The organism is Aeromicrobium ginsengisoli (assembly GCF_004134905.2).
GTDB lineage: Bacteria > Actinomycetota > Actinomycetes > Propionibacteriales > Nocardioidaceae > Aeromicrobium > Aeromicrobium ginsengisoli.
In genome coordinates, this window is the sequence record NZ_SDPQ02000003.1 from 688,948 (window position 1) to 712,633 (window position 23,686).

Genomic DNA, 23,686 nt, shown 5'->3' on the forward strand with positions numbered 1-23,686 from the left:
GGCCATGAGCCACAACCAGCATCTCTCCGAGTTCGATCCTGACATCGCCGCGCTCCTCGACGCCGAGCTGCACCGTCAGCAGTCGACGCTCGAGATGATCGCGTCGGAGAACTTCGCCCCTGTCGCATCGCTCGAGGCCCAGGGCAGCGTCCTGACCAACAAGTACGCCGAGGGCTACCCCGGCAAGCGCTACTACGGCGGCTGCGAGTTCGTCGACCAGGTCGAGACCATCGCGATCGACCGGCTCAAGCAGCTGTTCGACGCGGGCTACGCCAACGTGCAGCCGCACTCCGGAGCGACCGCCAATGCTGCTGCACTGCACGCCATCGCCACGGCCGGCGACACGATCCTGGGTCTCGACCTGGCCAACGGCGGTCACCTGACCCACGGCATGAAGCTCAACTTCTCCGGCAAGCTCTACAAGCCCGTCGCCTATCACGTGGTGCCCGAGACGGGGCTCGTCGACATGGACGAGGTCCGCACCCTGGCGCACGAGCACCAGCCGACCGTCATCATCGCCGGCTGGTCTGCCTACCCGCGCCAGCTCGACTTCGCGCTGTTCCGCCAGATCGCCGACGAGGTCGGTGCCAAGCTCTGGGTCGACATGGCGCACTTCGCCGGGCTCGTGGCCGCCGGTCTGCACCCCAGCCCGCTGCCGCACGCGCACATCGTCACGACGACGACCCACAAGACCCTCGGCGGACCGCGCGGTGGCGCGATCCTGACCAACGACGAGGACATCGCCAAGAAGATGCGTTCCGCGGTGTTCCCCGGACAGCAGGGTGGCCCGCTCGAGCACGTCATCGCCGCCAAGGCGGTCGCGTTCAAGATGGCCCTCGAGCCGGAGTTCACGGAGCGCCAGCAGCGCACGATCGAGGGCGCCCAGATCCTCGCCGAGCGACTGGTCGCGGCCGACACCCGTGCTGCGGGCGTCAACGTCCTCACCGGTGGCACCGACGTGCACCTCGTGCTGGTCGACCTGCGCGAGTCCGAGCTCGACGGCCAGCAGGCCGAGGACCGGCTCCACGAGGTCGGCATCACGGTCAACCGCAACGCCGTGCCCAACGACCCGCGGCCGCCGATGGTGACATCCGGGCTGCGCATCGGTACGCCGGCGCTCGCCACGCGTGGCTTCGGCGCTGACGAGTTCACCGAGGTCGCCGACATCATCGCCGCCGCGCTGCTGCCCGGCGACGTCGACATCGAGGGGCTGCGCAAGCGGGTGACCGTGCTGGCCGAGCGTTTCCCGCTCTACCCAGACATCGCGCCGTTCATGTCGTGAGCGAGCGCTAGCGAGTGAACAGTCGGACACTCCCGGCAACGCCTCTGTATCGTTGGCTCTTCTCGAAGGCGTTGTCGTGAATCTCGGTACGGCGAGGCTTTGGCTGCGGCCGGGCCTCGTCGGTCTGCATGTCTTCGCCGTCGTCGCGGTCGCGTTCTGCGTGTTCATGGGGCTGTGGCAGCTCGGGGTCTACGACTCGCGCCAGGAGCACGAGCGCGCCGACAAGCAGCACGTGCCGCGCGTCGCGCTGTCCGGGCTGTGGGGACCCGACCAGCCGTTCACGTCCACGCTCAACCACCGCCCGGTGACCGCCGAGGGCACGTTCGCCCCGGCCACGCAGCAGGTGTGGGTCACCGACAAGGAGCAGAACGGCCGAGAGGGGGCATGGCTGCTCGCACCTCTGCTCGTCGACGGTGACGACCACGCACTCCTGGTCGTTCGCGGATGGGCGCCGAAGGCTGGCGAGTTCCCCGCCGTGCCGCAGGGGAAGGTCACGATCAAGGCCGTCCTCCAGCCGGGCGAGGCCGGCGGTGCGTCGTACGACCCGGACCGGCGCGAGATCGGCTCGGTGCGCATTCCCGCGCTGACCAACGAGCTGCCGTACGACCTCTACTCCGGCTATGCCGTCAGCACGAGCGCCTCCGCCGCTGCCGGGCTCGACCTCGTCCCGCCACCGGAGCCGGGCGACGTGTCGTGGACCGTCGGCCTGCGCAACCTGGCGTACGCGTTCCAGTGGTGGGTGTTCGGCGCGTTCGCCGTGTTCATGTGGTGGCGGATGTCGACCGAGAGCGTGGCCGCTGCGAGGCCGAAGGTAGCCTGACGAGGTGGACAAGACCCTGAAGGCCTACCGGGCCATGGCGTGGATCGTCGGGACCCTGATCATTATTCTTTACGTCGCGGTGGCGGTGAAATATCTCGCAACCGACGGCACGGACCTGCAGAGGACCGGCTCCGACGTCACGTCGGTGGTGGGCCTCGCGCACGGCTGGCTCTACATGGTCTACCTCGTGCTGGTCGCGGTCCTCGCCCGTCGTACGCGCTGGTCGATCCCGTTCACCATCACGACGCTGTTGGTCGGACTCGTACCGGTCGCGACGTTCTGGGCCGAGCGCCGTGCCACGGCACTCGTGCTCGCGGCGACTCCCAGCTCGACCAGCGCCGCCAGCGGAGTCTGACTACCTGCCGGTGAAGGTCGCCTTGCCGGGGCCGTCGCGGAGGAACGACTCCATCCCGTCCTGCAGGTCCTGCGTGTCGAACAGCTCGGCGGCGATCGCCGTGACGTGTGCGTTGGCCTGAGGAACTCCTCCGGCCTCGAAGTGCCGCAGGATGTCCTTGGCGGCGCCGAATGCCCGAGTCGGGCCGACGGCGAGATGCGCGACGAACGCCAGCACGGCGTCGTCGAAGCCGTCAACGGGCAACACCCGGTTGACGACGTTCCACCGTTCGAGCGTTGCGGCGTCGTAGAGGTCACCGGTGAACACGAGTTCCTTGGCGCGAGCGACTCCGGCCCGGGCGGCGAGGCGCTGGGTGCCGCCCATCGTCGGGGTCAGCCCGATGACGCGCTCGACCAGTCCGAACTTCGCCTTCTCCGATGCGAGGACGAGGTCACATGCGAGCGCGACCTCGAACGCCCAGGTCAGCGTCAGCGCATGCGCCGCGAACACCGTCGGGAAGGGCAGCGCGTCGACGCGGTTGGGCAGCTCGAGCATGCGGTCGTACAACTGCTGCGTGTCGGCCTTGGTCTTGCGGGCGTGGAACTGCGACACGTCGACCCCGCCGGAGACGATCTTGCCCTCGGCGCGGATCAGGAGCGCCCGGGGCGGCGTCGCCTCGACCTCGTCGAGTGCCCGGTCGAGCTCGTCGTGCAGCTCGAGCGAGTAGAGATTGACCGGAGGTGCGCTGAAGGTGAGGACGGCGATCCCGTCCTCAGTGCGTTCGACCGTGGCCGGCATCAGCGGGGAGCGGAGTCGTTCGGGTCGTACGAACCGCCCTTGTCGGCGACCGCGTTGCGGACTGCCACGACGGCGCCGGCGATCAGGGTGAACAGGAAGAATGCGCGGACGGGGTGTCTCTTCTCCGACTTCGACATGCGGGTCACGATAGCCCTCACATCGGCGGCGATCCCACCCGCCCGCCGTCCTGTCGGTCTTGGTCTCTCATGAAAAGATGGACGCAGCAACCGAAAGGAATTCCCTGTGGCCTCGCAGCTCATCGCGACCTTCACGACCAACCACGGCGCCATCGTCGTGGAGCTCTTCCCCAACCACGCTCCCAAGACCGTCGACAACTTCGTCGGCCTCGCCGAGGGCACCAAGGACTGGATCGACCCGGCCACCGGCCAGATCTCGAACAAGCCGTTCTACGACGGTCTCGGGTTCCACCGCATCATCCCCAACTTCATGCTCCAGGGCGGCGACCCGCTCGGCACCGGCACCGGCGGCCCCGGCTACGAGTTCGAGGACGAGTTCCACCCGGACCTGCAGTTCAACAAGCCCTACCTGCTCGCGATGGCCAACGCGGGTCCCGGCACCAACGGCTCGCAGTTCTTCATCACGCTCGTGCCGACCGACTGGCTCAACCGCAAGCACACGATCTTCGGTGAGGTCGTGGACGCCGACAGCAAGGCTGTCGTCGACGCGATCGGTGCGGCGCCGACCGACGGTTTCGACCGTCCGATCGAGCCGGTCGTCATCGAGAAGCTGACGATCGAGCGACGCGAGGCGTGAACCTCCCCGCTTCGGACTATCGCTGCTACCGGCATCCTGACCGCGAGGCCTACATCTCGTGTCAGCGCTGTGAGCGACTGATCTGCCCGGAGTGCATGAACGACGCGTCGGTGGGGTTCCAGTGCCCGTCGTGCATCGCCGAGGGAGCCAAGTCCGTACGGGCTCCCCGGACGATCGCCGGCGGCCTGGTCTCCGCCAACGCGGGTTCCGTGACGATGGTGCTGATCGCGATCAACGTCCTGGCGTTCGTGGTCCAGATCGCGACCGGCGATCGTTCGAGCGGGATCTACCAACACGGCGCCATGCAGGGATATGTGGTTGCCGACGGTGACTACTGGCGACTGTTGACCGCGGCCTTCCTGCACGCGAGCATCCCGCACATCCTCTTCAACATGATGGCGTTGTACGTCTTCGGTCCCTTCGTCGAACGAGCCCTGGGCACGTGGCGATACATCGCCGCCTATCTGACGATGGCGGTGTTCTCGTCGGTCTTCGTCTACGTGATCAACAACCCGTTCACGGTGACGGTGGGCGCTTCGGGCGCGATCTTCGGTCTCCTGGGCATCGCCCTGGTCGTCCTCCTGCGCGCCAAGCAGGACGTGCGCACCCTGCTGGTGCTGCTGGCGATCAATGCCGTCATCAGCACGCAGGGAAACATCAGCTGGGAGGGCCACCTGGGCGGATTCGTCGCCGGGGTCATCCTGGGCCTGGCGTTCGCCTTTGCACCGCGTGACCGCAAGCTGCTGGTGCAAGCAGCCGTGGCCACCACCATGTGGGTCGGCATCGTCGTCGCCGTCGTCCTGAGGACGCATCAGCTCACCGGTTAGTCCACAGATGTGAATCACACCAGTGTCATTATCAACAGCTGTGCACACAGGTGTGGATAACTACAAGGGTGTAATTCACTCCCACTTCATGGCGAAGCCGAAGGCCGCCACGATGAAGCCCATGCCGATGACCAGGTTCCAGCTGTTGAGGTCGTCGTACCACTGCAGCCAGGACGGGTAGTCGATCGTCTGGTTGCTCAACGTGTAGAAGACGACGATCCAGACGAGCCCGATGAGCGCCGACGTGACCATCGCGGGACCTGCCCAGCGGTTGCCGATCTTCTGGGCTTTCGGTGCCTTGGGGGCCTTGTCTTTCGCCACGACGTCTCCGGATGGTTGCTGCGGCGGGGCCGCATCGGTAGGTGCTCTCGGATAGCCTAGGCCATCGAGTGAAGAGGGGTTCGGCATGGCGAAGGTGGGGGCCCACGCGCGCCAGCGTTGGCCTGTGGCCGTGCTGGCGATCTTCGCGATCACGGGCTATCTCTTCGTCGCAGCGTCGGTCAGTGCCGATGGTGGAGACCTCCGTCCGGCCGGCGGTGACCCGGCCTCTCTGGCTCAGGAACGCGCCAAGCGGATCGACGAGCGCCGCTCCGATGCCCGCCACCTGCGCGCCGACATCGAGGACCTCTCGGCCAGCGTCTCCAGTGCCACCGTCAAGAAGCTCAGGGCGCGCGCCAAGGCGCTCGAGGAGCCGACGGGGCTGACCGCGCTGGAGGGTCCCGGCATCCGGGTGACCCTCAACGACGCGCCGCCGGGGCTCAAACCGCCGGACGGCACTGACCCCAAGGTGCTGTTGGTCCACCAGCAGGACATCCAGGCCTACGTCAACGCGTTGTGGGCCGGTGGCGCCGAGGCCGTCACGCTCCAGGGCCAGCGGCTGATCTCGACCACCGGCATCAAGTGCGTCGGCGCGACCGTCGTCCTGGACGGCGTGCCCTACTTCCCGCCCTACGTCATCGAGGCGATCGGTGACGTGGGCACGATGAACACTGCGATCGACACGTCGGCTGCCACGATCTCGTTCGCCCAGTACGCCGCCGACCCGCGCTATCAGCTCGGCCTCGACATCGAGGACGTCGACAACGTGAAGGCCCCGGCCTACGCGGGGACCGTCAGCCTCAGCTACGCCAAGGCCACGAACTAGCCGTCGGTGCCGTCGGCCTCGGTGCCGATCACGCCGGCTCCGTCGGCGGCGCCGTCGGTGCCGGTCGGGTCGGTGTCCTGACCAGGGTTGGCCGAGACCGTCAGCACGATGGTCGTGCCCGGAGGCACCTTGGAGTCGGGTCCGGGGTTCTGTGCGGTCACCTGGCCGTCCGGCGCCTGCGCGGCCGGGTCGTCCTTGGTGGTGACCTTGAGCCCGAGGTCCTCCAACGCCTTGGTCGCGGCGTCGATGTCCTGGCCGACCACGTTGGGGATCGTGACCTCGCCCTTGGAGACGAACAAGGTGACCTCGGAGCCGACGTCGACGGGGGCGTTGACCAGCGGCGTGCTGTTGATGACGACGCCGCGGTCGGCCGTGTTGTCGACCCACTCGCGCTTGACCTTGAACTTGCCCTCGCCGTTCTCGAGCTGCTCCTTGGCGACCTTGAACTGCAGCTGCCGCACGTCGGGCATCGCGACCTGCTTGGGTCCCTCACTCACGACGAGGGTGACGGTGCTGCCCTCGTCGATGCTCTCGCCCGCAGGCGGATCTGTCTCGATGACGAGTCCCTTGTCGACCTCGCTGCTGGCCTGCGACTCGGTCTTGGTGCTGACGATGAACTTCTTGTTCTCGAGCGCTCGGGTCGCGGTGTCGACGTCCTTGCCGGCGACATCTGGGACCGTCACCTGGATCGGCGCAGCGGGCGAGTCGGTGGCCTTCCAGATCGCGAACGCGATGCCGGCCAGCAGCAACACGGCGATCGCGCCGATGATCCACCACTTGGCCCTGCTCTCGGGCTCGTCGTCGTCGGGATCGGGCTCGGCGCGGCGGGCGCCACCGGCGACCGGCAGGACCGGCGCGGCCGGCGCCACGGCGGTGGCTCCGCTGACAACGGCAGTGGCGGCGGTCGGCGCCTCGACGGCCTGGCCGGCGAGCACACGCTCGATGTCCTTGCGCATGTCGGCGGCACTTTGATAGCGGTCCTCGACGCGCTTGGCGAGCGACTTGGCGACGATGTTGTCGATCGCGGCGCTGACGTCGGGATTGAGCTGCGACGGCGGCCGGGCCTCCTCGCGTACGTGCTGGTAGGCCACCGACACCGGGCTGTCGCCCACGAACGGGGGGCGGCCGGTGAGCAGCTCGTAGAGCAGGCAACCGGTGGAGTAGATGTCGCTGCGGGCGTCGACGGTCTCGCCGCGCGCCTGCTCGGGCGACAGGTACTGAGCCGTGCCGATGACGGCCGCGGTCTGCGTCATGGCCGACGAGGTGTCGGCGATCGCGCGGGCGATGCCGAAGTCCATGACCTTGACCTGCCCGGACGGCGTCAGCATGACGTTGGCGGGCTTGATGTCGCGGTGGATGATGCCGGAGCGGTGGCTGTAGTCGAGGGCGCTCAGCACGTCGGCGGTGATCGAGAGGGCGCGCTCGGGCAGGATCTTGCGGCCGTTCTCGGCGCCGCGCAGGATGTCGCGGAGGGTCTGGCCCTCGACGTACTCCATGACGATGTAGGGCACGTGGCTGCCGTGCTTGTCGATCGACTCGCCGGTGTCGTACACCGCGACGATCGACGGGTGGTTGAGGGCGGCCGATGACTGGGCCTCGCGCCGGAAGCGCGCCTGGAACGTGTCGTCAGCGGCGAGGTCGCCGCGGAGCTGCTTGACCGCGACGGTACGGCCGAGGCGCAGGTCGCGGCCGACGCGTACATCGGCCATGCCCCCGCGTCCGAGCAGACCGCCGAGCTCGTAGCGGTCGCCCAGGCGTATGGTCTCGTCGCCGGATTCGGTCATGGTGTCAGTCTCCCAGACGGTCGTTTCACGCAATTCGTAGATGTCATTTTCCGAGCACCGCTTCCATGACGGACTTCGCGATGGGTCCGGCCAGCCGGCCTCCGGCGATCTCGTCGCGGGCGGTGTCGCTGGACTCGACAAGCACCGCGACGGCGACCTTGGGGTTGTCGCCGCCGGCGAACGACACGAACCACGCGTAGGGCGGCCGGTCGGGCGTCGACTGTGCGGTGCCGGTCTTGGCGCCGACGTCTTCCCCGGGGATCTGCGCCGAGGTCGCCGTGCCCCTGGTGACCGTGCTGACCATCATCTCGCGCAGCTTGGCGGCGTTGGAGCCGCTCATCGCCTGGCTGAAGCGTTCGGGCTTGGCCTGCTCGAGCACGCGCAGGTTGGGCGAGCGGACGGTCTTGACGACGTAGGGCTTCATGACGTCACCACCGTTGGCGATGCCGGCGGCGACCATGGCCATCTGCAACGGCGTCGCGGCAACCTCGTACTGGCCGATGCCGGACTGCGCGAGCTGGGGCGCCTCGAGCTTGCTGTCGCCGACCGTGAACCGGCTGGCGTTGGAGGCCAGGCCTTCGATCGGGTCGGTGCCGAATCCGAACTTGGCGGCCTGCTCGGCGAGCTTCTCCTGGCCGATCTTGCCGGCGAGAGCGCCGAATGCGACGTTGCACGACACGTTGAGCGCCTGCTCGAACGTGATGCGGTCGCCGCCGCAGTTGCCGCCGTTCTCGTTGGGCAGCGAGTACTGGATGCCCGGGAACGTCAGCCGCGAGCCGGCCTTGATCTCATCGTCGATGTTGTCGACGACGCCGTCCTGGAGTGCTGCGGCGGCGGTGACGAGCTTGAACGTCGAGCCGGGCGGCAGCGCCTGCTGCGTCGTCCGGTTGATCATCGGCTGGTCCTCGTCCTTGGTCAGCGAGTTCCACGACTTCTGCACGGCAGTGAAGTCGTGGCTGGCGAGCCGGTTGGGGTCGTAGGACGGCTGGTTGACCATCGCGAGCACGGCGCCGGTCTGCGGGTCGAGCGCGACGACGGCGCCCTTGGTGTTCTTGCCGAGCCGCTCGAGGCCCTCGGCCGCCGCCTTCTGCGCGAGCGGGTCGATCGTCAGCTCGACGCTGCCACCCTTGGGCTGCTTGTTGGAGACCAGGTCGACGACCCGGTTGACGAACAGCCGGTTGTCGCTGCCGGAGAGGACGTCGTTCTCGGACTGCTCGAGGCCGCCGCGCCCGAAGACGTACGAGAAGTAGCCCGTGATCGGCGCGTAGAGGCCCCCGTCGGGGTAGCGGCGCTGGTACTTGTACTCGTCCTTGGTCTTGACGCTCTCGGCGACCGGCTTGCCGTCGACGAGAATCGCACCGCGGGCGCGGGAGAACTCCTCGTTGATGACGCGCTTGTTGCCGTTCTTGGCGTTGAGGCTGTCGGCCTCGACGAACTGCACGTAGTTGATGTTGAGCAGCAGGGCCGCGAACAGCACGAGGCACGCGATGGCGATGTTGCGGATCGGGCGGTTCACGACAGCTTCACCACCTGGGTCTCCTCGTCACTCGCGAACGTGGAGATCTCGGGGGCGGGTCGACGGGTCTGGTCGCTGATGCGCAGCAGGAGGCCGATGATGGCCCAGTTCATGACGACGGACGAACCGCCCTGCGCCATGAACGGCGTCGTGAGGCCGGTCAGCGGGATGAGCCGGGTGACGCCGCCGACGACGACGAAGACCTGCAGCGCGAACGAGAACGCGAGGCCCGCGGCCAGCAGCTTGCCGAACGCGTCGCGGCAGGTCAGCGAGATGCGAAGACCGCGCTCGACGATGAGGCCGTAGATCACGATGATCGCCATGAGCCCCGTCAGGCCGAGCTCCTCGCCCATCGAGGCGGCGATGAAGTCCGAGAACGAGTAGGGCGTCAGCTGTGGGCTGCCCTGCCCCCACCCTTGTCCGAGGATGCCGCCGTGCGCCAGGCCGAACAGCCCGTTGATGATCTGTCCGTTGCGGTCGGGGTCGCCGAACGGGTCGAGCCAGGCGTCGAAGCGTACGCGAACGTGCCCGAACCCGAGGTAGCCGAAATAGGCGCCGGCCCCGAACAGCACCGCGCCGACGACGAGCCAGCCCGGGCGCTCCGTGGCGACGTAGAGCATCACGACGAACAGGCCGAAGAACAGGAGCGACGAGCCGAGGTCGCGCTGCAGCACGAGGATGCCGACGCTGATCAGCCAGCCGGCGAGGATCGGGCCGAGGTCGCGGCCGCGCGGCAGGTCGATGCCCATGATGCGGCGGCCGGCGAGAGCCAGGGCGTCACGCTTGACGACGAGGTAGCCCGCGAAGAAGATCGCGAGGCACACCTTGGCCGCCTCGCCGGGCTGGAAGCTGAACGGTCCGAAGTTGACCCAGATGCGGGCGCCGTTGATCGTACGTCCGAAGTGCGGCAGCAGCGGGAGGATCAGCAGGCCGATCGCGGCGAGACCGAACGTGTAGGTGAGGGTCTGCAGGCGGCGGTGGTCGCGCACGAGCATGAGAATGCCGGCGAACGCGGCGATGCCGACCGCGGTCCACACGAGCTGGGAGTTGGCGAATGCGGCGCGCTCGGGGTCGATCTGCCGGCGACCGAGGTCGAGGCGATAGATCATCGCGAGGCCCAGGCCGTTGAGCGCGATGACCAGCGGCAGCAGCACGGGGTCGGCGTAGGGCGCGACCTTGCGGACGATCAGGTGCGTCGCGATCGCCACGACGATGAGGGCGCCGCCGAGCTTGTAGGTGTCGGCCGGGATCGTGCCCTCGACACCGAGACCCACCGACGCGTAGGCCGCGATGCCGATGAACACCGCGAGCACGGTCAGGAAGAACTCGGCTCCCCGCCGCTTGCGAGGAACCCAGGCGGCTGTGGTCATCGCTGCCATGCCGTGTTGGACGCCGTCGACGTGGTCGTCTTGGTCGGCGTCGGCTTCTTCGTGGGGGTCGGCGTGGGCGTGGGCACGACCGCGAGCTGGTCGAGCTCGGCCACGGTCTTCTCGGCGTCGGCCTTGCTCGAGGCTTCGATGCCGGCCTCGACCTGCTGGCGGCGGAAGTCCGGGAGGGTGCTGAGCTCGACGTCGGTGACCTGCTCGACGTGTTGCAGCGTGATGCCGGGGATGTCGGCCTGGACGCCCTTGAAGATCGTGACCTTGCCGTCCTGGGCCGCCACGAAGTACTGCTTCTGAGACCAGCTGTAGGCCCACGTGCCGGCGGCGGCGAGGATCACCGCGACGACCACGAGGGCAGCCGCCCAGCGGACCCAGCGCATACGACTCGGCGGCTGCGGGGCGTAACGGAGCTCTTCGGGGTCGTAGGAGGACGTCGACGTGGTGGCCGTGTCGCTGCCGCTCGTGCCCTCGCCCGTACGAGGGCGCGCCTGACCGGCGGCTGCCCCGACGAGCTGGGGCCGGCCGTCGGCGGACGACAGTCGATCATCGGGAGCGGTGCCGGCCTCGACGAACTCGCCGATCACGACGGTCACGTTGTCGTAGCCGCCGGCCTCCAACGCCAGGCGTACGAGCTCGGTCGCAGCCATGTCGATCGTCTCGGACTGCAGCGCGCTGCGGATGACCTCGTCGGTCACCATGTCGGTGAGTCCGTCGCTGCACAGCAGGTAGCGGTCGCCGAGCATCGGCTGCACCCAGCTGAGGTCGGCGGCGTTGTCGTCGCGGCCGAGCATCGCGCGCAGGATCAGCGAGCGGTGCGGGTGGACGCGAGCCTCGGCCGGTGAGATCCGGCCCTCGTCGATCAGGCTCTGGACGAACGTGTGGTCCTTGCTGATCTGGGCGAGCTCGCCCCCGCGCAGGCGATAGACCCGGGAGTCGCCGATGTGCGCGAACGCGAACTTCTCGCCGTCCCAGAGCAGTGCATCGAGCGTCGTGCCCATGCCCTCGACCGCGGGGTCCTCGGCGATGAGGTCACCGAGCCGCGCGTTGGCCTTAGCGACGGCATCCTCCAGCGCAGCAACCGCGTCGCCGTCGAGGTCGTCGCGGTCGAGCTCGCGGATGATGTGCATGACCTCCGACGAGGCGAGGTCGCCGGCCGCGGCACCGCCCATGCCGTCGGCGATGACCAGCAGCCGCGGGCTCGCGTAGCCGGAGTCCTGGTTGCCGGATCGGCGCAGACCGGTGTCGGTGTGCGCGACGTAGCGAAAGGTCAGTGCGGTCATGGGCTACTTCTGCAGCTCGACGATGGTCTTGCCGAGCCGCACGGCGATGCCGATGCCGATCGGGACGGGCGACGTGATGCGCTGGCTGCCGAGGTAGGTGCCGTTGGTCGAGCCGAGGTCCTCAACGAACCACTGCTCCCCGTTGGTCGCGAACCTGGCGTGCCGCGTCGACACGTAGTCGTCGTCGAGCCGGATCGCCGCGTCGGTGCCGCGGCCCAGCAGGATCGGCTTGTCGCCGAGCGGCACGCTCTGCCCGGCGTTGGGTCCGGAGACGACCTGGAGCTTGGTGGGTACGCCGCGGGGTGCCTTGCGGTTCTTGGCCTTGGCCGGCGCCTTCTGCTTGCTCTTGGCCGGCTTGGGGGCCGACGTCGCCTTGGTGCCGAAGATGTCCGAGCGGATGACCGAGACCGCGGACAGCACGAAGAGCCACAGCACGGCAAGGAAGCCGAGCTTGATCAGCGTGAGGGTGAGCTCTGACATCTAGTGGGCCACCTCAGTCATGCGGATCACGATCACGGTGTTGCCGAGACGGATCTCGGACCCGTCGGTGACGACGCCCGTGGCGACCTTGTGACCGTTGAGCACCACCCCGTTGGTGGAGTTGAGGTCGACGATCGTCACGGTGGTCTCGGCTCCGCTCTGGTGGATCTTGATCTCCGCATGCCTGCGGGAGATGCCCGGGTCGTCGATCTTGAGGTCGGCCTCGTTGCCGCGGCCGATGACGACGCCCGGGGGGCTGATGGGGTGCTTCATGCCGTTGACCTCGAGCAGCACATCGGAGCTGCGGATCGCGGTCTCGGTCATGCGCTGTCCGACGACCGGGGTCACGGACGCGTTGGTCTTGCTGCGTACGCGGAAGCGACCCGTGCTCAGCTCACCGGTCTTGGTGAACGAGATCTCGAGCGGGCCGGTCATCGTGTAGCGCTGCTCGCTGACGTGCTCCTTGACCAGCGTCGCCAGCTCGTCGGCCAGCGTCGTGCTGAACGGGTTGAGCCGGTCGAAGTCGGGCGGGGACAGCTCGACGGTGAAGACGTTGGGCACCAGCATCCGCTCGCGCGACAGGATGTGGGCCGAGTTGTCGACCTCGCGCTGCAGGGCGGCGGCGATCTCGACGGGCTGCACGGCGCTGCGGAACGCGCGAGCGAACGCGCTGGTCACCGCGCCCTCGAGGCGTTGTTCGAATCGCTGCAGCACCCCCGCCATCAGCCTCCGCCTTTCCGGTTGTCGTGGTTCTACCCAGCGATCGTATCGGGAGCGGCCATCCCCGCGAGTTTGCAGCGGGGGTGGGCGTGAGGAATCGCACCTGAATCAGCCTGTTAGACTTGCGAACCGGTCCTACGGGACCACGCGCGGGTGGCGGAATGGTAGACGCGCTGGCTTCAGGTGCCAGTGTCCGCAAGGGCGTGGGGGTTCAAATCCCCCCTCGCGCACAAGTTGATACGAGACGCAGGTTGCCGAGATCCCTTGGGGTCTCGGCAACTGTCGCAAGTGGGGGATTTGAGGAGGAAGGCGCTCAGCGCCTGACGGGGTCCCCCTCGCGCACAGATGTATAGCAAGGCCGGTTTCCCCGAAGGGCGACCGGCCTTCTTTCATCCCGGCGTTCGGTGCCCGTCGGTCGCGGAGTCACGGCAGAGTGTCTCCAGACCGAAGGATGGCAACGATGACCGACACGCTCGCCCCAAACGTCAAGACCCCCGGACGACGTGGTCCGGGGGTCCTGACGTGTGCTCGTGGCTACGCCTCGGCGTCGAGGGCGGCCGACACCCGGCGGTGGGCCTCCCAGATCGCCTCGGGCATGTTGTCGAACTGCTGGAGGTGCTCCTCGCGGAAGCCCATCTCCTGACGCCAGCGCGCGTTGTCGATCGACAGGATCGTCTCCAGGTCCTTGTCGGAGATGTCGACGCCGTCGAGGTTGAGCTCCTCGGCGGTGGGGATGATGCCGACCGGCGTCTGGCGACCCGTGACCTCGCCAGCCTTGAGCTGCAGCAGCCACAGGAGTGGGCGGAGGTTGTCGCGGTAGCCGGGCCACAGGTAGTGGCCGTCCTCGGGATCCTTCTGGAACCAGTTGACGTGCGCGAAGATCGGCAGGTCCTTGGCGGCACCGACGATCTTGAGGTAGTGCTCGGCATAGTCGCCCTCGCCGTACGCCATGAAGGGGCGGTTGGACATGGGGTCGTAGCGGAGCATGCCCTCGACGCCCTCGGCCGCGGACGTCGCCTCGGCACCCAGCGTCAGGCCGTCGTAGACGCCTTCGGCCAGGTCGGTGATCGCGCGGATCAGCGGCTCACGGTCGCGGGTGCGGCCACCGAAGATGATCGCGTCGATCGGCACACCGGCGGCGGCGTTGTAGTCGTCGGCGATGTTGGGCACGTTGTCGAGCTGCGTCGTGAAGCGGCTGTTGGGGTGCGCCCACGGGCTGTCGTCGCCGTTCTCGCGATCGGCGATCGGGGAGCCGGTCCAGTCGAGCCAGCCGTGCGTGTCGGCCGGCGGCTGGGGCGTACGTCCCTCCCACCACACCTCGTGCGTCTCGACGTTGTAGGCGATGTTGGTGAAGATCGCGTGCGTGCCCTCGGCGATCGACGCGAGCGCCGTCGGGTTGGTGCCCTCGTTGGTGTCCTTGGCGACGCCGAAGACTCCGTACTCGGGGTTCATGCCGTAGAGCTTGCCGCTCTCCTCGTCGACCCAGAGCCACGCGATGTCGTCGCCGTAGAACGACACGTGATAGCGGTCGCCCAGCACGTCGGGGGCCAGCATCATGGCGAGGTTGGTCTTGCCCGAGGCACTCGGGAAGCCGCCGCAGATGTGATAGGTCTTGCCGGTCTGCTTGTCCTTGATGCCGATCAGCATGTACTGCTCGGCGAGGAACTTGCGCGACGCCCAGCCGTCGTACGCACCCTGGCGCAGGCCGTGGGCGATCTTGCCCAGCAGCGCGTTGCCGCCGTAGGACGAGCCGAAGTGCAGGATCGTCCGTTCGTCGGCGACCGTCACGAAGTAGCGCTGGTCGTCGGGGGTGCCCTGGCCGAGGTTCTCCAGGTCGCCGGTCACGTGGACGGCGCGCACGAACTGCTCGGGGTCCTCCAGGGCCTCGAGAAATTCTGCGCCGACGCGGGCCATGCGGATCATGTGGAGCACGACCGTGCGGGTGTCAGTGACCTGCACGCCGGCGGCCCACGGAGCGAGGGCGTTGCCGGGAGGGGCCATCAGGTAGGGGATGACGTACATCGTCTTGCCCTTGGAGGCGCCGCGCATGCGGTCCTCGAGCATGGGCTTCATCTCCGAGGCGGGCCGCCAGTTGTTGTAGACGCCCTTGTCCTTGGGATCGTTCGTGGCGACGATCGTGCGCTCCTCGGAGCGCGCGGTGTCCTTCACGTAGCTGCGCGAGTAGTAGAGCCCGTCGCCCGCCGGCAGGAGCTCACCGTCCTCGAGCGCCTCGGCGATGAGCCGCGAGTCGTCCGCGGCGCTGACCACCTCGACCCGCTCCGCTCCGGTCAGATCGGCCCAGTGCTTCACGTACTCGCGCACGTGTGGGTTCTTGATTCCTGCTTCATCCAGTGTTGCGTCGACATCAACCATCGAACGATCATGCCCTCTCGGCAGGCAGAACGCACGGGTCTAACTCACACGTGGCATATGTCTCGCAATTTGTCTTTGCGGACTGCAAATTCAGCGCGTTCGTCAGTGGCCTCTGGCAGAGACCGGAACCGTATCGGTGACGCCACCGTCACTGACGAGATGGACCTCGTCGGCGAGGTTCATCATGGTGCAGACGTGGTGGGGGATCACGAGAACGCGGTCACCGATCGCCGGCGCGGTCGCCGGGTCGTCGGCGTGGAAGACGCCGTGCTCCTCGCTGAGGAACGCCGGGTGCAGATCGGGCCGGTGCAGCACGTGGACCCAGTCGTCGCCGCCGAACCCGTCGCTGCTGAGCATTTTGGTGCCGGCGTCGATGACGACCCGGTCCGGCGCCGGCCGGGAGATCACCGTGGCCAGCACGAACGCCGCGCAGGTCTCGTGCGTCGCGACGCCGAGGCGCACCATGTTGGCGTCGTTCATCACGTACGTCCCGGGGCGCGACTCGGTCATGCCGAGGCCGAAGCCGGCGCGGGCCGACGGTGTCGAACCGACACTGATCTCCCGCACGTCGACGTTGTTACGCCGCAGCTCCTCGGCCGTACGCACGAGGTCGTCGGCCTCGTCCGAGGCGATGCGCGCGAGGTCTTGCTGGCTCGTCGCGGCGTACGCGTGACCGGCATGGCTCGAGACACCGATGAGGCGTACGCCAGGGATGGCCGCGATCTGCAGGCCGAGCTCGACGCTCGGTGCGCCGGGTGGTCGGCCCAGACGACCCTGTCCGGTGTCGATCTCGAGCAGCACGGCGAACGGCTGCGAGCCGGCGGCCTGGCCCAGCACCGTCGCGGCTTCGACCGAGTCGAGCGTCACCCGGATCTCGGCATGCTCGCGGAGTGCCACCAGTCGGGCGATCTTGTCGGCCGACAGCGGCGGGAAGGCCAGTGTCACGCTCGGGCAACCCGCGTCGATCATGACCTCGACCTCGCGGAGCGTCGCGCACGTGGCACCGATCGCCCCGCCGGCGAGCTGGAGCCGCATGAGCTCGGGGATCTTGTGCGACTTGATGTGCGGGCGGAGTCGTACGCCGTGCGCGTCGGCGACGGTGAACATCTCCTTGATGTTGCGCTCGACCTGGTCCAGGTCGATGACCACGGCAGGCGTCTCGACGTTCGTCAACGATTCGGCTGTCAGCATGCAGCCATCATGGCCCGGTGTCAGAGCAGTCCGCGTACGTACTCGGCCTGCCCGAGGTGCTTGAGGTCGTCGCCGACCACGCTGATGAGGCGTACGGCGAGGGTCACCGGCGGGTCCCACGAGTCGTCGACCACGCGGTCGAGGTCGGCGTCGGAGAGCCCTTCGACATAGCGGAGCGTCACGTCGGTGACGGCCTGGGCGTAGCCGACCAGCAGCTCAGCCTGGACGTGCACCGTGTCGACGTCGTCGCGGCTGTGCCCGTAGCCGGTGGCGCGCTCGTCGAACGGCAGGGCGAACCGCTTGTACCAACCGGCGGAGCCCCAGACCTCGTCGCTGCCGGCGGCATCGGCGACGTGGTTGTCCTGGACGCGCATGAGGTGCCAGACGAGCCAGCCGATCGTGTTGGCGCCGGGTGCGATGCGCTGGCTCAGGTCGGCGGGCGTGAGGCCGTCGACGACCATCCTCGAGCCCTCGTTGATCCGGCCGAAGGCGTCGACCAACAGATCCTTGGCCGACGTCATGACGTCACCTCACTGAGAGGCACACGACAGTGAGGCGACGCCATGACCTTCCTGATGGTTCGCGCCCCCTGCTCGCAGAGCTCGCGGGGGGACCCCCAGCTGCGCTCGCTCATGACCCCGGCCATTCGCCGGTCACGCGCTGGAAGCCCTTGGCGCCCTGGCGCTGGATGAGCGCCTTGACGCCGGCGAAGATCGCGCCCTGCAGCAACGCGGCGATCATGATCTCCTTGAACGCGTACTCCGACTGCAGCGGCGTCGGCGGGTCAGCGTTGTCGCCGCGGCTGACGCGCTTCCACACCTGCTTGAAGATCAGCGAGGCGAGGAGTCCGCCGGCAATCGAGCTGACGATGCCGACCGGGCGGTAGAGGATCTTGGCAGAGGTGCTGGGCTGTTGTGCGGTGGGCATACGCATCAGGCCTTCGCGGTCACATGACGGATGGACGTGTCATTTCCTTTGTACACCGCAGGCTGCAGCCCTCAGCGTGGAGCGGCCGGGTCAGCTGGCGATCGGCTGGCGCACGAGTGCCGCGCGTTCGCTCTCGGTCATGCCGCCCCACACCCCGTAGGGCTCCTGGACGGTCAACGCGTGCTGGCGGCAGCGGTCGATGACCGGGCACGTGAAGCACACCTTCTTGGCGTTCTCCTCGCGGCGCGCGCGTTTGGCACCGCGCTCGGCCTCCGGGGAGAAGAACACCTCGCTGTCGGCACCCATGCACGCGCCCTCGTACTGCCACTCGTAGGTCTCGATGAGCGGGAGCGGGAGTCTCTTGACGTTGACCATGCGGGGGTATTGCCCCCGGGTTGCACTTTCAAACATCTGTGGATCACATCTGTTCGGCACTGGTCAGGGACCCTGCGAACGCAGGGGCCGGATAGCCTGACGGGCATGACCGAACCCCGTGTCCTCACCGAGATCGACGGCCCGATCGCGTACGTGTGGCTCAACCGGCCCGACAAGCTCAACGGCGTCGACCTCGAGCTCATCACCGAGCTGATCGCCGCCGCGGAGGCGCTCAAGGCCAACCGGGACATCCGCGCAGTGGTGCTGCAGGGCAAGGGCCGGTCGTTCTGTGCTGGCCTCGACTTCGGTGCCGCGTTCAAGGACAAGAAGCGGGTGGCACGGTTCTTCTTCGCCGGGCCGCGATCGCTCAACCGGTTCCAGAAGGTCACCGCGGTCTGGCGGAGCCTGCCGGTGCCGGTCATCGCTGTCGTCCACGGACACTGCTACGGCGCGGGCCTGCAGCTCGCGGTCGGCGCGGACTTCCGGTTCACCACGCCGGATGCGACCTGGTCGATCCTCGAGGCGAAGTGGGGCCTGGTCCCCGACATGGCCGGCACCGTGCCGTTCAGCGAGCTCCTGCCGGCCGACGTCGTGATGCGGCTGTCGATGACGGGCGAGCCGATCACCGGCACCCGCGCTGCCGAGCTCGGCCTGGCGACGGAGGTCAATGACGAGCCGCTCAAGGCTGCCCTCGCCCTGGTCGACCAGATCGTCGAACGCTCGCCGGACTCGGTCGCGGCGACCAAGAAGCTGATCTACGCCAACCGCCATGGCAGCCTCCGTGGGGCGTACCGGCTCGAGCGCAAGCTGCAGTCGGCGATGTTCAAGGCCAAGAACACGGCGATCGCCCGCAAGGCCGGCACAGCCAAGGAGACCCCGGTCTTCGGGCCCCGTACGTTCGATTAAGAGGAGTACGACGGTCGTTGTTACTGTGGTCGGCGTGACTGAACAAGAGCCCTCCAAGAAGGTCGCCAACCAGTACGAGCGCGACTATGACTACACCAAGTACTGGGACAACCGCGACTACGAGAACGCCGCCGAGCACATCGCGATCCGCCGGCTGCTGAAGGGCAACCACTACGGCAAGGCTGCCGACATCGGCGGTGGCTTCGGTCGCCTCTGCATCCTGCTGCGTACGTTCGCCGATGAGGTCACGCTGGCAGAGCCGGCCGCGACACAGCTCGAGGCCGCCAAGAAGGTGCTCGCGGGCACCGACATCAAGCAGGTCCAGATGCAGGCCGACGACTTGAAGTTCGCCGACGGCGAGCTCGACCTGATCACGATGATCCGCGTCATGCACCACCTGCCCGACCCGACGGCGGAGTTCGCCGAGATCTCCCGCGTGCTCGCGCCCGGCGGCACCGCGATCATCGAGGTTGCCAACTACGGCCACTACAAGAACCGCCGCCGGCACAAGAAGGAAGGCACCCCGCTGCCGACCGAGCCGGTCAACATCCGCAAGACCCAGGCCGACGAGCCCGACGCGATCGCGTTCGTCAACCACAACATCGACACCGTCGTCGGTCAGCTCGGTGCCGCCGGCCTGACGCTCGACGACAAGCTCTCGGTGTCCAACCTGCGCAGCCAAACGCTCAAGAAGGCCCTGCCGACCAAGGTTCTGCTGACGGCCGAACGCCTCACGCAGCGTCGTCTGGCGGGCAGCAACTTCGGCCCGAGCATCTTCCTCAAGCTGCGCAAGCCCTGACCTCCGACTGAGGAGTCAGCGCACGCGGAGGAACCGCCGGCTGTCGTGCAGCGATCGACGGGGTGGCGTGACGAGCTCCGCGGGGATGAACGCGATCCAGAGCGCCATGAGCAGGACCTCGAGGCGTTGCGCGAGGCCCAGCAGCATGTCGTGACCGAAGAAGTTGAGCTGGGCGGTCAAGAGCCCGGCGACGACGCTCGCGCAGATCGCGACGGCGCCGAGCACCTCGGCGCGACCTCGGGTGGCGATGGTCGCCCCACCTGAGCGGAGGGCGACCACCACCGCCACGAAGGCCACGGCGAAGAACACCTCCTCGCCGAGGCTGGCATAGAGGTGAGGATCACCGACCCATCCCCAGGCATCGTGTGGCGTGGACGTGTTGCACGCGGCGCCGACCGTCAGGGTGCACGGGAGCGGCGTCAAGGCGTCAACGACGTTGGAGAGGCCGAACAGCGCGAGCGCAGCCCACGCCGTCGCGGCCGGACGGTCGCGACGACCCACGGCCAGGCCGTACATCGCGCCGGCGATCACGAGGACTCCGCTGAGGACGTCCAGTGACCGGAACACCTGATGGTACGGACGCGAGAGAGCCGAGAGCTCGCTGACGTAGCTGGTCAGCAGGCTGAGGTGCGCGGGCAGGACCATCTGCACGACCCAGTTGGCATACAGCAGCCCGCCGGCGAGCAGCAGCAGCCTGACGAGCCGGTTCACGGGTGCCGTCCTGATGGTCCTCGGGTCAACGGGAACGCGACGACCTCGCGGATCGGCCGGCCGGTCAGCATCATGAGGAGCCGGTCGACCCCCAGTCCGAGGCCGCCGGTGGGTGGCATCCCCCGCTCCAGCGAGGCCAGGAACTCCTCGTCGAGCTGCATGGCCTCGACATCGCCCCCGGCGGCCAGCAGCGACTGCGCCCGCAGGCGTCGGCGCTGCTCGATGGGATCGGTGAGCTCGCTGTACGCCGTCGCGATCTCCATGCCGAACGCCACCAGGTCCCAACGCTCCGCGATGGCCGACTCGCTGTCCTTCGGGCGGGTCAGGGGACAGACCGTCGACGGGAAGTCGGTGTAGAACGTCGGCATCGTGGTGCGGGGCTCGACCAGTGCCTCGTAGAGCTCGACCACGAGCCGGCCCGGGTCATCGGTGTCGGGGACGGTGACGTCGTGGACCTGGCAGAGCTTCGTCAGGAGCGAGACCGGAGTGTCCAGGTCGACCGTCTCCTGAAGGGCAGCGGAGACCGCCTCGTGCACCGTGACGACGGGCCAGTCCCCGGTCAGGTCGCAGCGGCCGAGCACGGGGTGCAGGGCGACGGCTACGCCATGGGCGGCCGTCGCGGCGTCGAGGATCAGCGCGCGGCACAGCCGTCGCATGTCGGCGTAGTCCGCGTGCGCCTGGTACGCCTCGAGGGAGGTGAACTCCGGGTGGTGACGCCGGTCGATGCCCTCGTTGCGGAACACCCGACCGATCTCGAAGACTCGTTCCAGGCCGGCGACGCACAGCCGTTTGAGATAGAGCTCTGGCGCGATCCGCAGCGTGAGGTCCAGGTCGTACGTGTTGAGGTGTGTGGCGAACGGGCGGGCGTTCGCACCCCCGTGGACGGGTTGGAGGATCGGCGTCTCGACCTCGGTGAAGTCCCGGCCCTCCATGCTGGTCCGGAGGCTGCGGACGACCGCGCTCCGGGTGCGGAGCACGGTGCAGGCATCGGCGTCCCTCACTCGGTCGCCGGGGCCGGGCGGATGGAGGGACTTGGCGCTCATCCGCCATGACGAGGCGAACAGCGACCGGTGCCCGGTGTCCGTTGTCCTCGGACGGCACGTGAGGTCGACGAGGTCGCCGGTGTCGCAGGTCCGGCGGAACGCGGCGAGTGCCTCGGCCGGCATCTCGTCACGCGCCAGGACCACCTGGACATCGCCGGTCCAGTCCCGGAGGTCGACGAACACCACGCCGCCGTGGTCGCGGAGGTGCACGATTCGCCCCGACACGGTCACCCGCTCGGGCGCCTCGAGCGCGCCGGCGACGGGTCGAGGGGCGCCGGCGGCGGGATAAGGCGCCAGGCCGTATGTCTCCAACGCGTCGAGCTTGGCGTACCTCGTCCTGCACCGCGCGGGGGGAAGTGGATCGGCGTGTGCCCGGGCGGTCTCCGCGAGCAGATCGGCGGTGATCTGCTCCAGCTGTGTTGCGCTGAGACCGGGGGGCGCGATGCCCTTCCTGCTGCGCATCCACGTGGGGACCGTCACGAATCCTTCCGCCATGCCCGAGGCCACGCCGATCCGGGCCAGCATCCGGGCATCGTCATAGCAGAGGAATCGCGGGTTCCAGGTCGGCGCGAACTTCACGTTCGAGCGGTACAGCGCCTCGAGCTGCCACCACCGCGACAGCAGGATGAGGAGCCGGCGCCAGGCCCGCAGGATCGGTCCGGCGCCGATGCGGTTGCCCTCCTCGAAAGCCGCGCGGAACACGGCGAAGTTGAGCGACACGCGCATCACGGACAGCGCCGGACCCTGGCGCGTCAGCTCCGACACCATGAACTCGATGACTCCGTTGGGCGCCGCCGGGTCACGGCGCATGAGGTCGAGGGACATCCCGGTCGGGCCCCACGGCACGAACGACAGCAGGGCCCGCAGCTCGCCGTCGCGGTCCAACGCCTCGACCAGGACACACGCGGCGTCGGCTGGATCGCCGAGCCGGCCGAGCGCCATGGAGAACCCGCGTTCGGTCTCGTCACCGCGCCACTGGTCGGCGCGGTCGATCACCCGTGCCATGTCGGCCGCCCCGACCGAACCGTGACGCCGGATGCGGGCGGTGTAGCCCAGACGCTCGACGCGACGCACTGCCTGGCGTACGACATGCATGTCGGGGCCACGCAGGCTGAAGCCGTGGGTCTCGATGATCGCCTCGTCGCCGAGCTGGATCGCGGTGAGCCCGGCCCGTTCGTACGCATGCGCGCCGGCCTCGCTGGAACCCATGACGGCCTGTGCCCAGCCGTGATCGTCGGCGATGCGCTGCCATGCCGCGATCGCCGCCGGCCACGACTCACGATCTCCGATGGGATCGCCGCTGGCGAGGCAGACCCCGATCTCGACGCGATAGAGCACCGCGGCGCGACCGTTCGGGGCGAACACGACAGCCTTGTCGCGCCGGGTGGCGAAATAGCCCAGGGAGTCCTGAGCACCGTGGATCCCCAGCAGGGCCCGTAGTGCCCGTTCCTCCGGGTCCGCGAGCTCGGCCCTCAAGGTCTGGCTCTGGAAGATCGTGGCGAACGCGCCGAGCAGTGACATGGCACCGAGCAGTCCGAGGAGGTCACCCACCCATTCGGGTGGACGGCCGTCGAACACCCCGTTCTCCACGAGGCCACCACCGACCTTGTTGAGCGTCCACGACAGCCACTCCGATGCGGGGAGGTCGCCGTGCACGAGCATGACGAGCGCCGTGCCGGCGAGCGTGCTCACCGCGATGCCGAGCACGAGCACCACGAGCGCCTTGCCGAACGACGCCCGCCTCACCGCGGTGGTGAACTGGCTGCGGGCCACGGCGACGACGACCAGTCCGACGGCCGCGACAGCCGTGCTCGCGACCGACCGCGGACTGACGCCGTCGACCAGCAGCCGGGAGCTCGAGAGGTTGACGACCAGGAGGCCGAGGAGCGCCCACCACGCGGGGCGCTTGCGCGCGGCGACGGCTGCGGCGAGCAGTCCGAGGAACGCGGCCCAGGCGAGGTTGGGCGACAGGAACAGGACGTAGTCGTCGAGCGCCGTCCAGACGGGGCGCGTCAGGTGACGCAGGGGGACGAACAGGGCCAGGACCGCGCACGCGCTGGCCCAGACGGCGAGGAAGACGCTCGCCCAGCGAGGCACCCAGGAGACGCGCGGCAGCGCAATCGTGAGACGCGACATGGTGATCGCCCAATCTGTGACACGGGGGCGCGGTGTCCCCAGGCCGCGCAATGGCGAGGTTCACCATACGTCGGGGCACCGAAC

At 68.3% G+C, this 23,686-nt stretch carries 24 protein-coding genes and 1 tRNA gene; 9 read left to right on the forward strand and 16 right to left on the reverse strand.

The annotated features are described in order from the left end of the window. The first annotated feature begins 4 nt into the window (after window positions 1–4). The 3 genes from glyA (at window position 5) to ESP70_RS16525 (ending at window position 2,457) form a co-directional block, all read left to right on the forward strand. Window positions 5–1,282: a serine hydroxymethyltransferase gene (gene glyA / locus ESP70_RS16515; protein ID WP_149690393.1), complete on the forward strand. Its 1,278-nt coding sequence runs from the start codon at window positions 5–7 to the stop codon at window positions 1,280–1,282. A 76-nt stretch (window positions 1,283–1,358) separates the two neighbouring features. Beyond that, window positions 1,359–2,102, forward strand: coding sequence for an SURF1 family protein (locus ESP70_RS16520; protein WP_149690394.1), 744 nt, complete (start codon window positions 1,359–1,361; stop codon window positions 2,100–2,102). Between the two features lie 4 nt (window positions 2,103–2,106). After that, window positions 2,107–2,457, forward strand: a complete 351-nt coding sequence (locus ESP70_RS16525) for a DUF3817 domain-containing protein (RefSeq protein ID WP_246162067.1) — start codon at window positions 2,107–2,109, stop codon at window positions 2,455–2,457. Here the strand turns inward: ESP70_RS16525 and ESP70_RS16530 are convergent, their stop codons facing one another. Together ESP70_RS16530 and ESP70_RS20215 are read right to left on the reverse strand one after the other, a co-directional pair. Then, on the reverse strand, window positions 2,458–3,234 hold the full coding sequence (locus ESP70_RS16530) for an enoyl-CoA hydratase/isomerase family protein (RefSeq protein ID WP_149690395.1): 777 nt from the start codon (window positions 3,232–3,234) through the stop codon (window positions 2,458–2,460). Further along, window positions 3,234–3,371: a hypothetical protein gene (locus ESP70_RS20215; protein WP_188110671.1), complete on the reverse strand. Its 138-nt coding sequence runs from the start codon at window positions 3,369–3,371 to the stop codon at window positions 3,234–3,236. The genes ESP70_RS16530 and ESP70_RS20215 overlap by 1 nt, the downstream gene beginning before the upstream one ends. 106 nt (window positions 3,372–3,477) lie before the next feature. Between ESP70_RS20215 and ESP70_RS16535 the strand changes: the two genes are divergently transcribed. Continuing rightward, on the forward strand, window positions 3,478–4,008 hold the full coding sequence (locus ESP70_RS16535) for a peptidylprolyl isomerase (protein ID WP_056400654.1): 531 nt from the start codon (window positions 3,478–3,480) through the stop codon (window positions 4,006–4,008). After that, entirely contained in the window at window positions 4,005–4,835 is an 831-nt protein-coding gene (locus ESP70_RS16540; RefSeq protein WP_149690396.1) for a rhomboid family intramembrane serine protease, read from the forward strand. Before ESP70_RS16535 ends, ESP70_RS16540 begins: the two co-directional genes overlap by 4 nt. 75 nt (window positions 4,836–4,910) lie before the next feature. On the opposite strand, the gene ESP70_RS16545 is transcribed toward ESP70_RS16540, so the two are convergent. After that, entirely contained in the window at window positions 4,911–5,156 is a 246-nt protein-coding gene (locus ESP70_RS16545) for a cell division protein CrgA (RefSeq protein ID WP_056210594.1), read from the reverse strand. An 85-nt stretch (window positions 5,157–5,241) separates the two neighbouring features. On the opposite strand from ESP70_RS16545, the gene ESP70_RS16550 reads away from it, so the two are divergent. Further along, a complete protein-coding gene (locus ESP70_RS16550; protein ID WP_149690398.1) occupies window positions 5,242–5,979 on the forward strand; it encodes a DUF881 domain-containing protein in 738 nt (245 codons plus the stop codon). On the opposite strand, the gene pknB is transcribed toward ESP70_RS16550, so the two are convergent. From pknB to ESP70_RS16580, 6 genes are read right to left on the reverse strand one after another with little or no spacing between them, the layout of a single operon-like run. Next, window positions 5,976–7,763, reverse strand: a complete 1,788-nt coding sequence (pknB, locus tag ESP70_RS16555; protein WP_149690399.1) for a Stk1 family PASTA domain-containing Ser/Thr kinase — start codon at window positions 7,761–7,763, stop codon at window positions 5,976–5,978. The genes ESP70_RS16550 and pknB overlap by 4 nt on opposite strands. 43 nt (window positions 7,764–7,806) lie before the next feature. Beyond that, the gene (locus ESP70_RS16560; protein WP_149690400.1) at window positions 7,807–9,279 is read right to left on the reverse strand and encodes a peptidoglycan D,D-transpeptidase FtsI family protein; all 1,473 of its coding nucleotides are present in this window, start codon (window positions 9,277–9,279) and stop codon (window positions 7,807–7,809) included. Further along, the gene (locus tag ESP70_RS16565; RefSeq protein ID WP_425458396.1) at window positions 9,276–10,649 is read right to left on the reverse strand and encodes an FtsW/RodA/SpoVE family cell cycle protein; all 1,374 of its coding nucleotides are present in this window, start codon (window positions 10,647–10,649) and stop codon (window positions 9,276–9,278) included. Before ESP70_RS16565 ends, ESP70_RS16560 begins: the two co-directional genes overlap by 4 nt. Next, complete coding sequence (locus tag ESP70_RS16570; RefSeq protein ID WP_149690402.1) at window positions 10,646–11,941, reverse strand: PP2C family protein-serine/threonine phosphatase; 1,296 nt, start codon at window positions 11,939–11,941, stop codon at window positions 10,646–10,648. Before ESP70_RS16570 ends, ESP70_RS16565 begins: the two co-directional genes overlap by 4 nt. Before the next feature lie 3 nt (window positions 11,942–11,944). Further along, the gene (locus ESP70_RS16575; protein WP_149690403.1) at window positions 11,945–12,421 is read right to left on the reverse strand and encodes an FHA domain-containing protein FhaB/FipA; all 477 of its coding nucleotides are present in this window, start codon (window positions 12,419–12,421) and stop codon (window positions 11,945–11,947) included. Next, entirely contained in the window at window positions 12,422–13,144 is a 723-nt protein-coding gene (locus ESP70_RS16580; protein ID WP_149690404.1) for an FHA domain-containing protein, read from the reverse strand. A gap of 144 nt (window positions 13,145–13,288) precedes the next feature. On the opposite strand from ESP70_RS16580, the gene ESP70_RS16585 reads away from it, so the two are divergent. Continuing rightward, window positions 13,289–13,371 (forward strand) — tRNA-Leu (locus tag ESP70_RS16585). Between the two features lie 304 nt (window positions 13,372–13,675). On the opposite strand, the gene ESP70_RS16590 is transcribed toward ESP70_RS16585, so the two are convergent. The 5 genes from ESP70_RS16590 to ESP70_RS16610 form a co-directional block, all read right to left on the reverse strand. Next, complete coding sequence (locus tag ESP70_RS16590) at window positions 13,676–15,514, reverse strand: phosphoenolpyruvate carboxykinase (GTP) (RefSeq protein ID WP_149690405.1); 1,839 nt, start codon at window positions 15,512–15,514, stop codon at window positions 13,676–13,678. 102 nt (window positions 15,515–15,616) lie between these two features. Then, on the reverse strand, window positions 15,617–16,705 hold the full coding sequence (locus tag ESP70_RS16595) for an alanine racemase (protein ID WP_149690406.1): 1,089 nt from the start codon (window positions 16,703–16,705) through the stop codon (window positions 15,617–15,619). A gap of 20 nt (window positions 16,706–16,725) precedes the next feature. Continuing rightward, a complete protein-coding gene (locus ESP70_RS16600; protein ID WP_149690407.1) occupies window positions 16,726–17,226 on the reverse strand; it encodes a mycothiol transferase in 501 nt (166 codons plus the stop codon). A 109-nt stretch (window positions 17,227–17,335) separates the two neighbouring features. Beyond that, on the reverse strand, window positions 17,336–17,632 hold the full coding sequence (locus ESP70_RS16605) for a DUF4235 domain-containing protein (protein ID WP_149690408.1): 297 nt from the start codon (window positions 17,630–17,632) through the stop codon (window positions 17,336–17,338). A 90-nt stretch (window positions 17,633–17,722) separates the two neighbouring features. Beyond that, complete coding sequence (locus ESP70_RS16610) at window positions 17,723–18,007, reverse strand: WhiB family transcriptional regulator (protein WP_149690409.1); 285 nt, start codon at window positions 18,005–18,007, stop codon at window positions 17,723–17,725. A 105-nt stretch (window positions 18,008–18,112) separates the two neighbouring features. Here ESP70_RS16610 and ESP70_RS16615 point away from each other — a divergent pair, with 105 nt between their 5' ends. Further along, the gene (locus tag ESP70_RS16615) at window positions 18,113–18,913 is read left to right on the forward strand and encodes a crotonase/enoyl-CoA hydratase family protein (RefSeq protein WP_149690410.1); all 801 of its coding nucleotides are present in this window, start codon (window positions 18,113–18,115) and stop codon (window positions 18,911–18,913) included. A gap of 34 nt (window positions 18,914–18,947) precedes the next feature. Beyond that, window positions 18,948–19,712, forward strand: a complete 765-nt coding sequence (locus tag ESP70_RS16620) for a class I SAM-dependent methyltransferase (RefSeq protein WP_188110672.1) — start codon at window positions 18,948–18,950, stop codon at window positions 19,710–19,712. A gap of 15 nt (window positions 19,713–19,727) precedes the next feature. On the opposite strand, the gene ESP70_RS16625 is transcribed toward ESP70_RS16620, so the two are convergent. Continuing rightward, the gene (locus tag ESP70_RS16625; RefSeq protein WP_149690412.1) at window positions 19,728–20,423 is read right to left on the reverse strand and encodes a DUF998 domain-containing protein; all 696 of its coding nucleotides are present in this window, start codon (window positions 20,421–20,423) and stop codon (window positions 19,728–19,730) included. Beyond that, a complete protein-coding gene (lysX, locus tag ESP70_RS16630) occupies window positions 20,420–23,602 on the reverse strand; it encodes a bifunctional lysylphosphatidylglycerol synthetase/lysine--tRNA ligase LysX (protein WP_149690413.1) in 3,183 nt (1,060 codons plus the stop codon). Before lysX ends, ESP70_RS16625 begins: the two co-directional genes overlap by 4 nt. Window positions 23,603–23,686: the final 84 nt, after the last annotated feature.

Bases quoted from the DNA above. Each gene is read 5' to 3' on its own strand.
- ESP70_RS16595 (WP_149690406.1), bottom strand. From the start codon at position 16,705: ATGCTGACAGCCGAATCGTTGACGAACGTCGAGACGCCTGCCGTGGTC.
- ESP70_RS20215 (WP_188110671.1), bottom strand. From the start codon at position 3,371: ATGTCGAAGTCGGAGAAGAGACACCCCGTCCGCGCATTCTTCCTGTTC.
- ESP70_RS16565 (WP_425458396.1), bottom strand. From the start codon at position 10,649: ATGACCACAGCCGCCTGGGTTCCTCGCAAGCGGCGGGGAGCCGAGTTC.
- ESP70_RS16590 (WP_149690405.1), bottom strand. From the start codon at position 15,514: ATGGTTGATGTCGACGCAACACTGGATGAAGCAGGAATCAAGAACCCA.
- ESP70_RS16550 (WP_149690398.1), top strand. From the start codon at position 5,242: ATGGCGAAGGTGGGGGCCCACGCGCGCCAGCGTTGGCCTGTGGCCGTG.
- ESP70_RS16605 (WP_149690408.1), bottom strand. From the start codon at position 17,632: ATGCCCACCGCACAACAGCCCAGCACCTCTGCCAAGATCCTCTACCGC.
- ESP70_RS16600 (WP_149690407.1), bottom strand. From the start codon at position 17,226: ATGACGTCGGCCAAGGATCTGTTGGTCGACGCCTTCGGCCGGATCAAC.
- ESP70_RS16575 (WP_149690403.1), bottom strand. From the start codon at position 12,421: ATGTCAGAGCTCACCCTCACGCTGATCAAGCTCGGCTTCCTTGCCGTG.
- ESP70_RS16580 (WP_149690404.1), bottom strand. From the start codon at position 13,144: ATGGCGGGGGTGCTGCAGCGATTCGAACAACGCCTCGAGGGCGCGGTG.
- ESP70_RS16530 (WP_149690395.1), bottom strand. From the start codon at position 3,234: ATGCCGGCCACGGTCGAACGCACTGAGGACGGGATCGCCGTCCTCACC.
- pknB (WP_149690399.1), bottom strand. From the start codon at position 7,763: ATGACCGAATCCGGCGACGAGACCATACGCCTGGGCGACCGCTACGAG.
- glyA (WP_149690393.1), top strand. From the start codon at position 5: ATGAGCCACAACCAGCATCTCTCCGAGTTCGATCCTGACATCGCCGCG.
- lysX (WP_149690413.1), bottom strand. From the start codon at position 23,602: ATGTCGCGTCTCACGATTGCGCTGCCGCGCGTCTCCTGGGTGCCTCGC.
- ESP70_RS16615 (WP_149690410.1), top strand. From the start codon at position 18,113: ATGACCGAACCCCGTGTCCTCACCGAGATCGACGGCCCGATCGCGTAC.
- ESP70_RS16570 (WP_149690402.1), bottom strand. From the start codon at position 11,941: ATGACCGCACTGACCTTTCGCTACGTCGCGCACACCGACACCGGTCTG.
- ESP70_RS16610 (WP_149690409.1), bottom strand. From the start codon at position 18,007: ATGGTCAACGTCAAGAGACTCCCGCTCCCGCTCATCGAGACCTACGAG.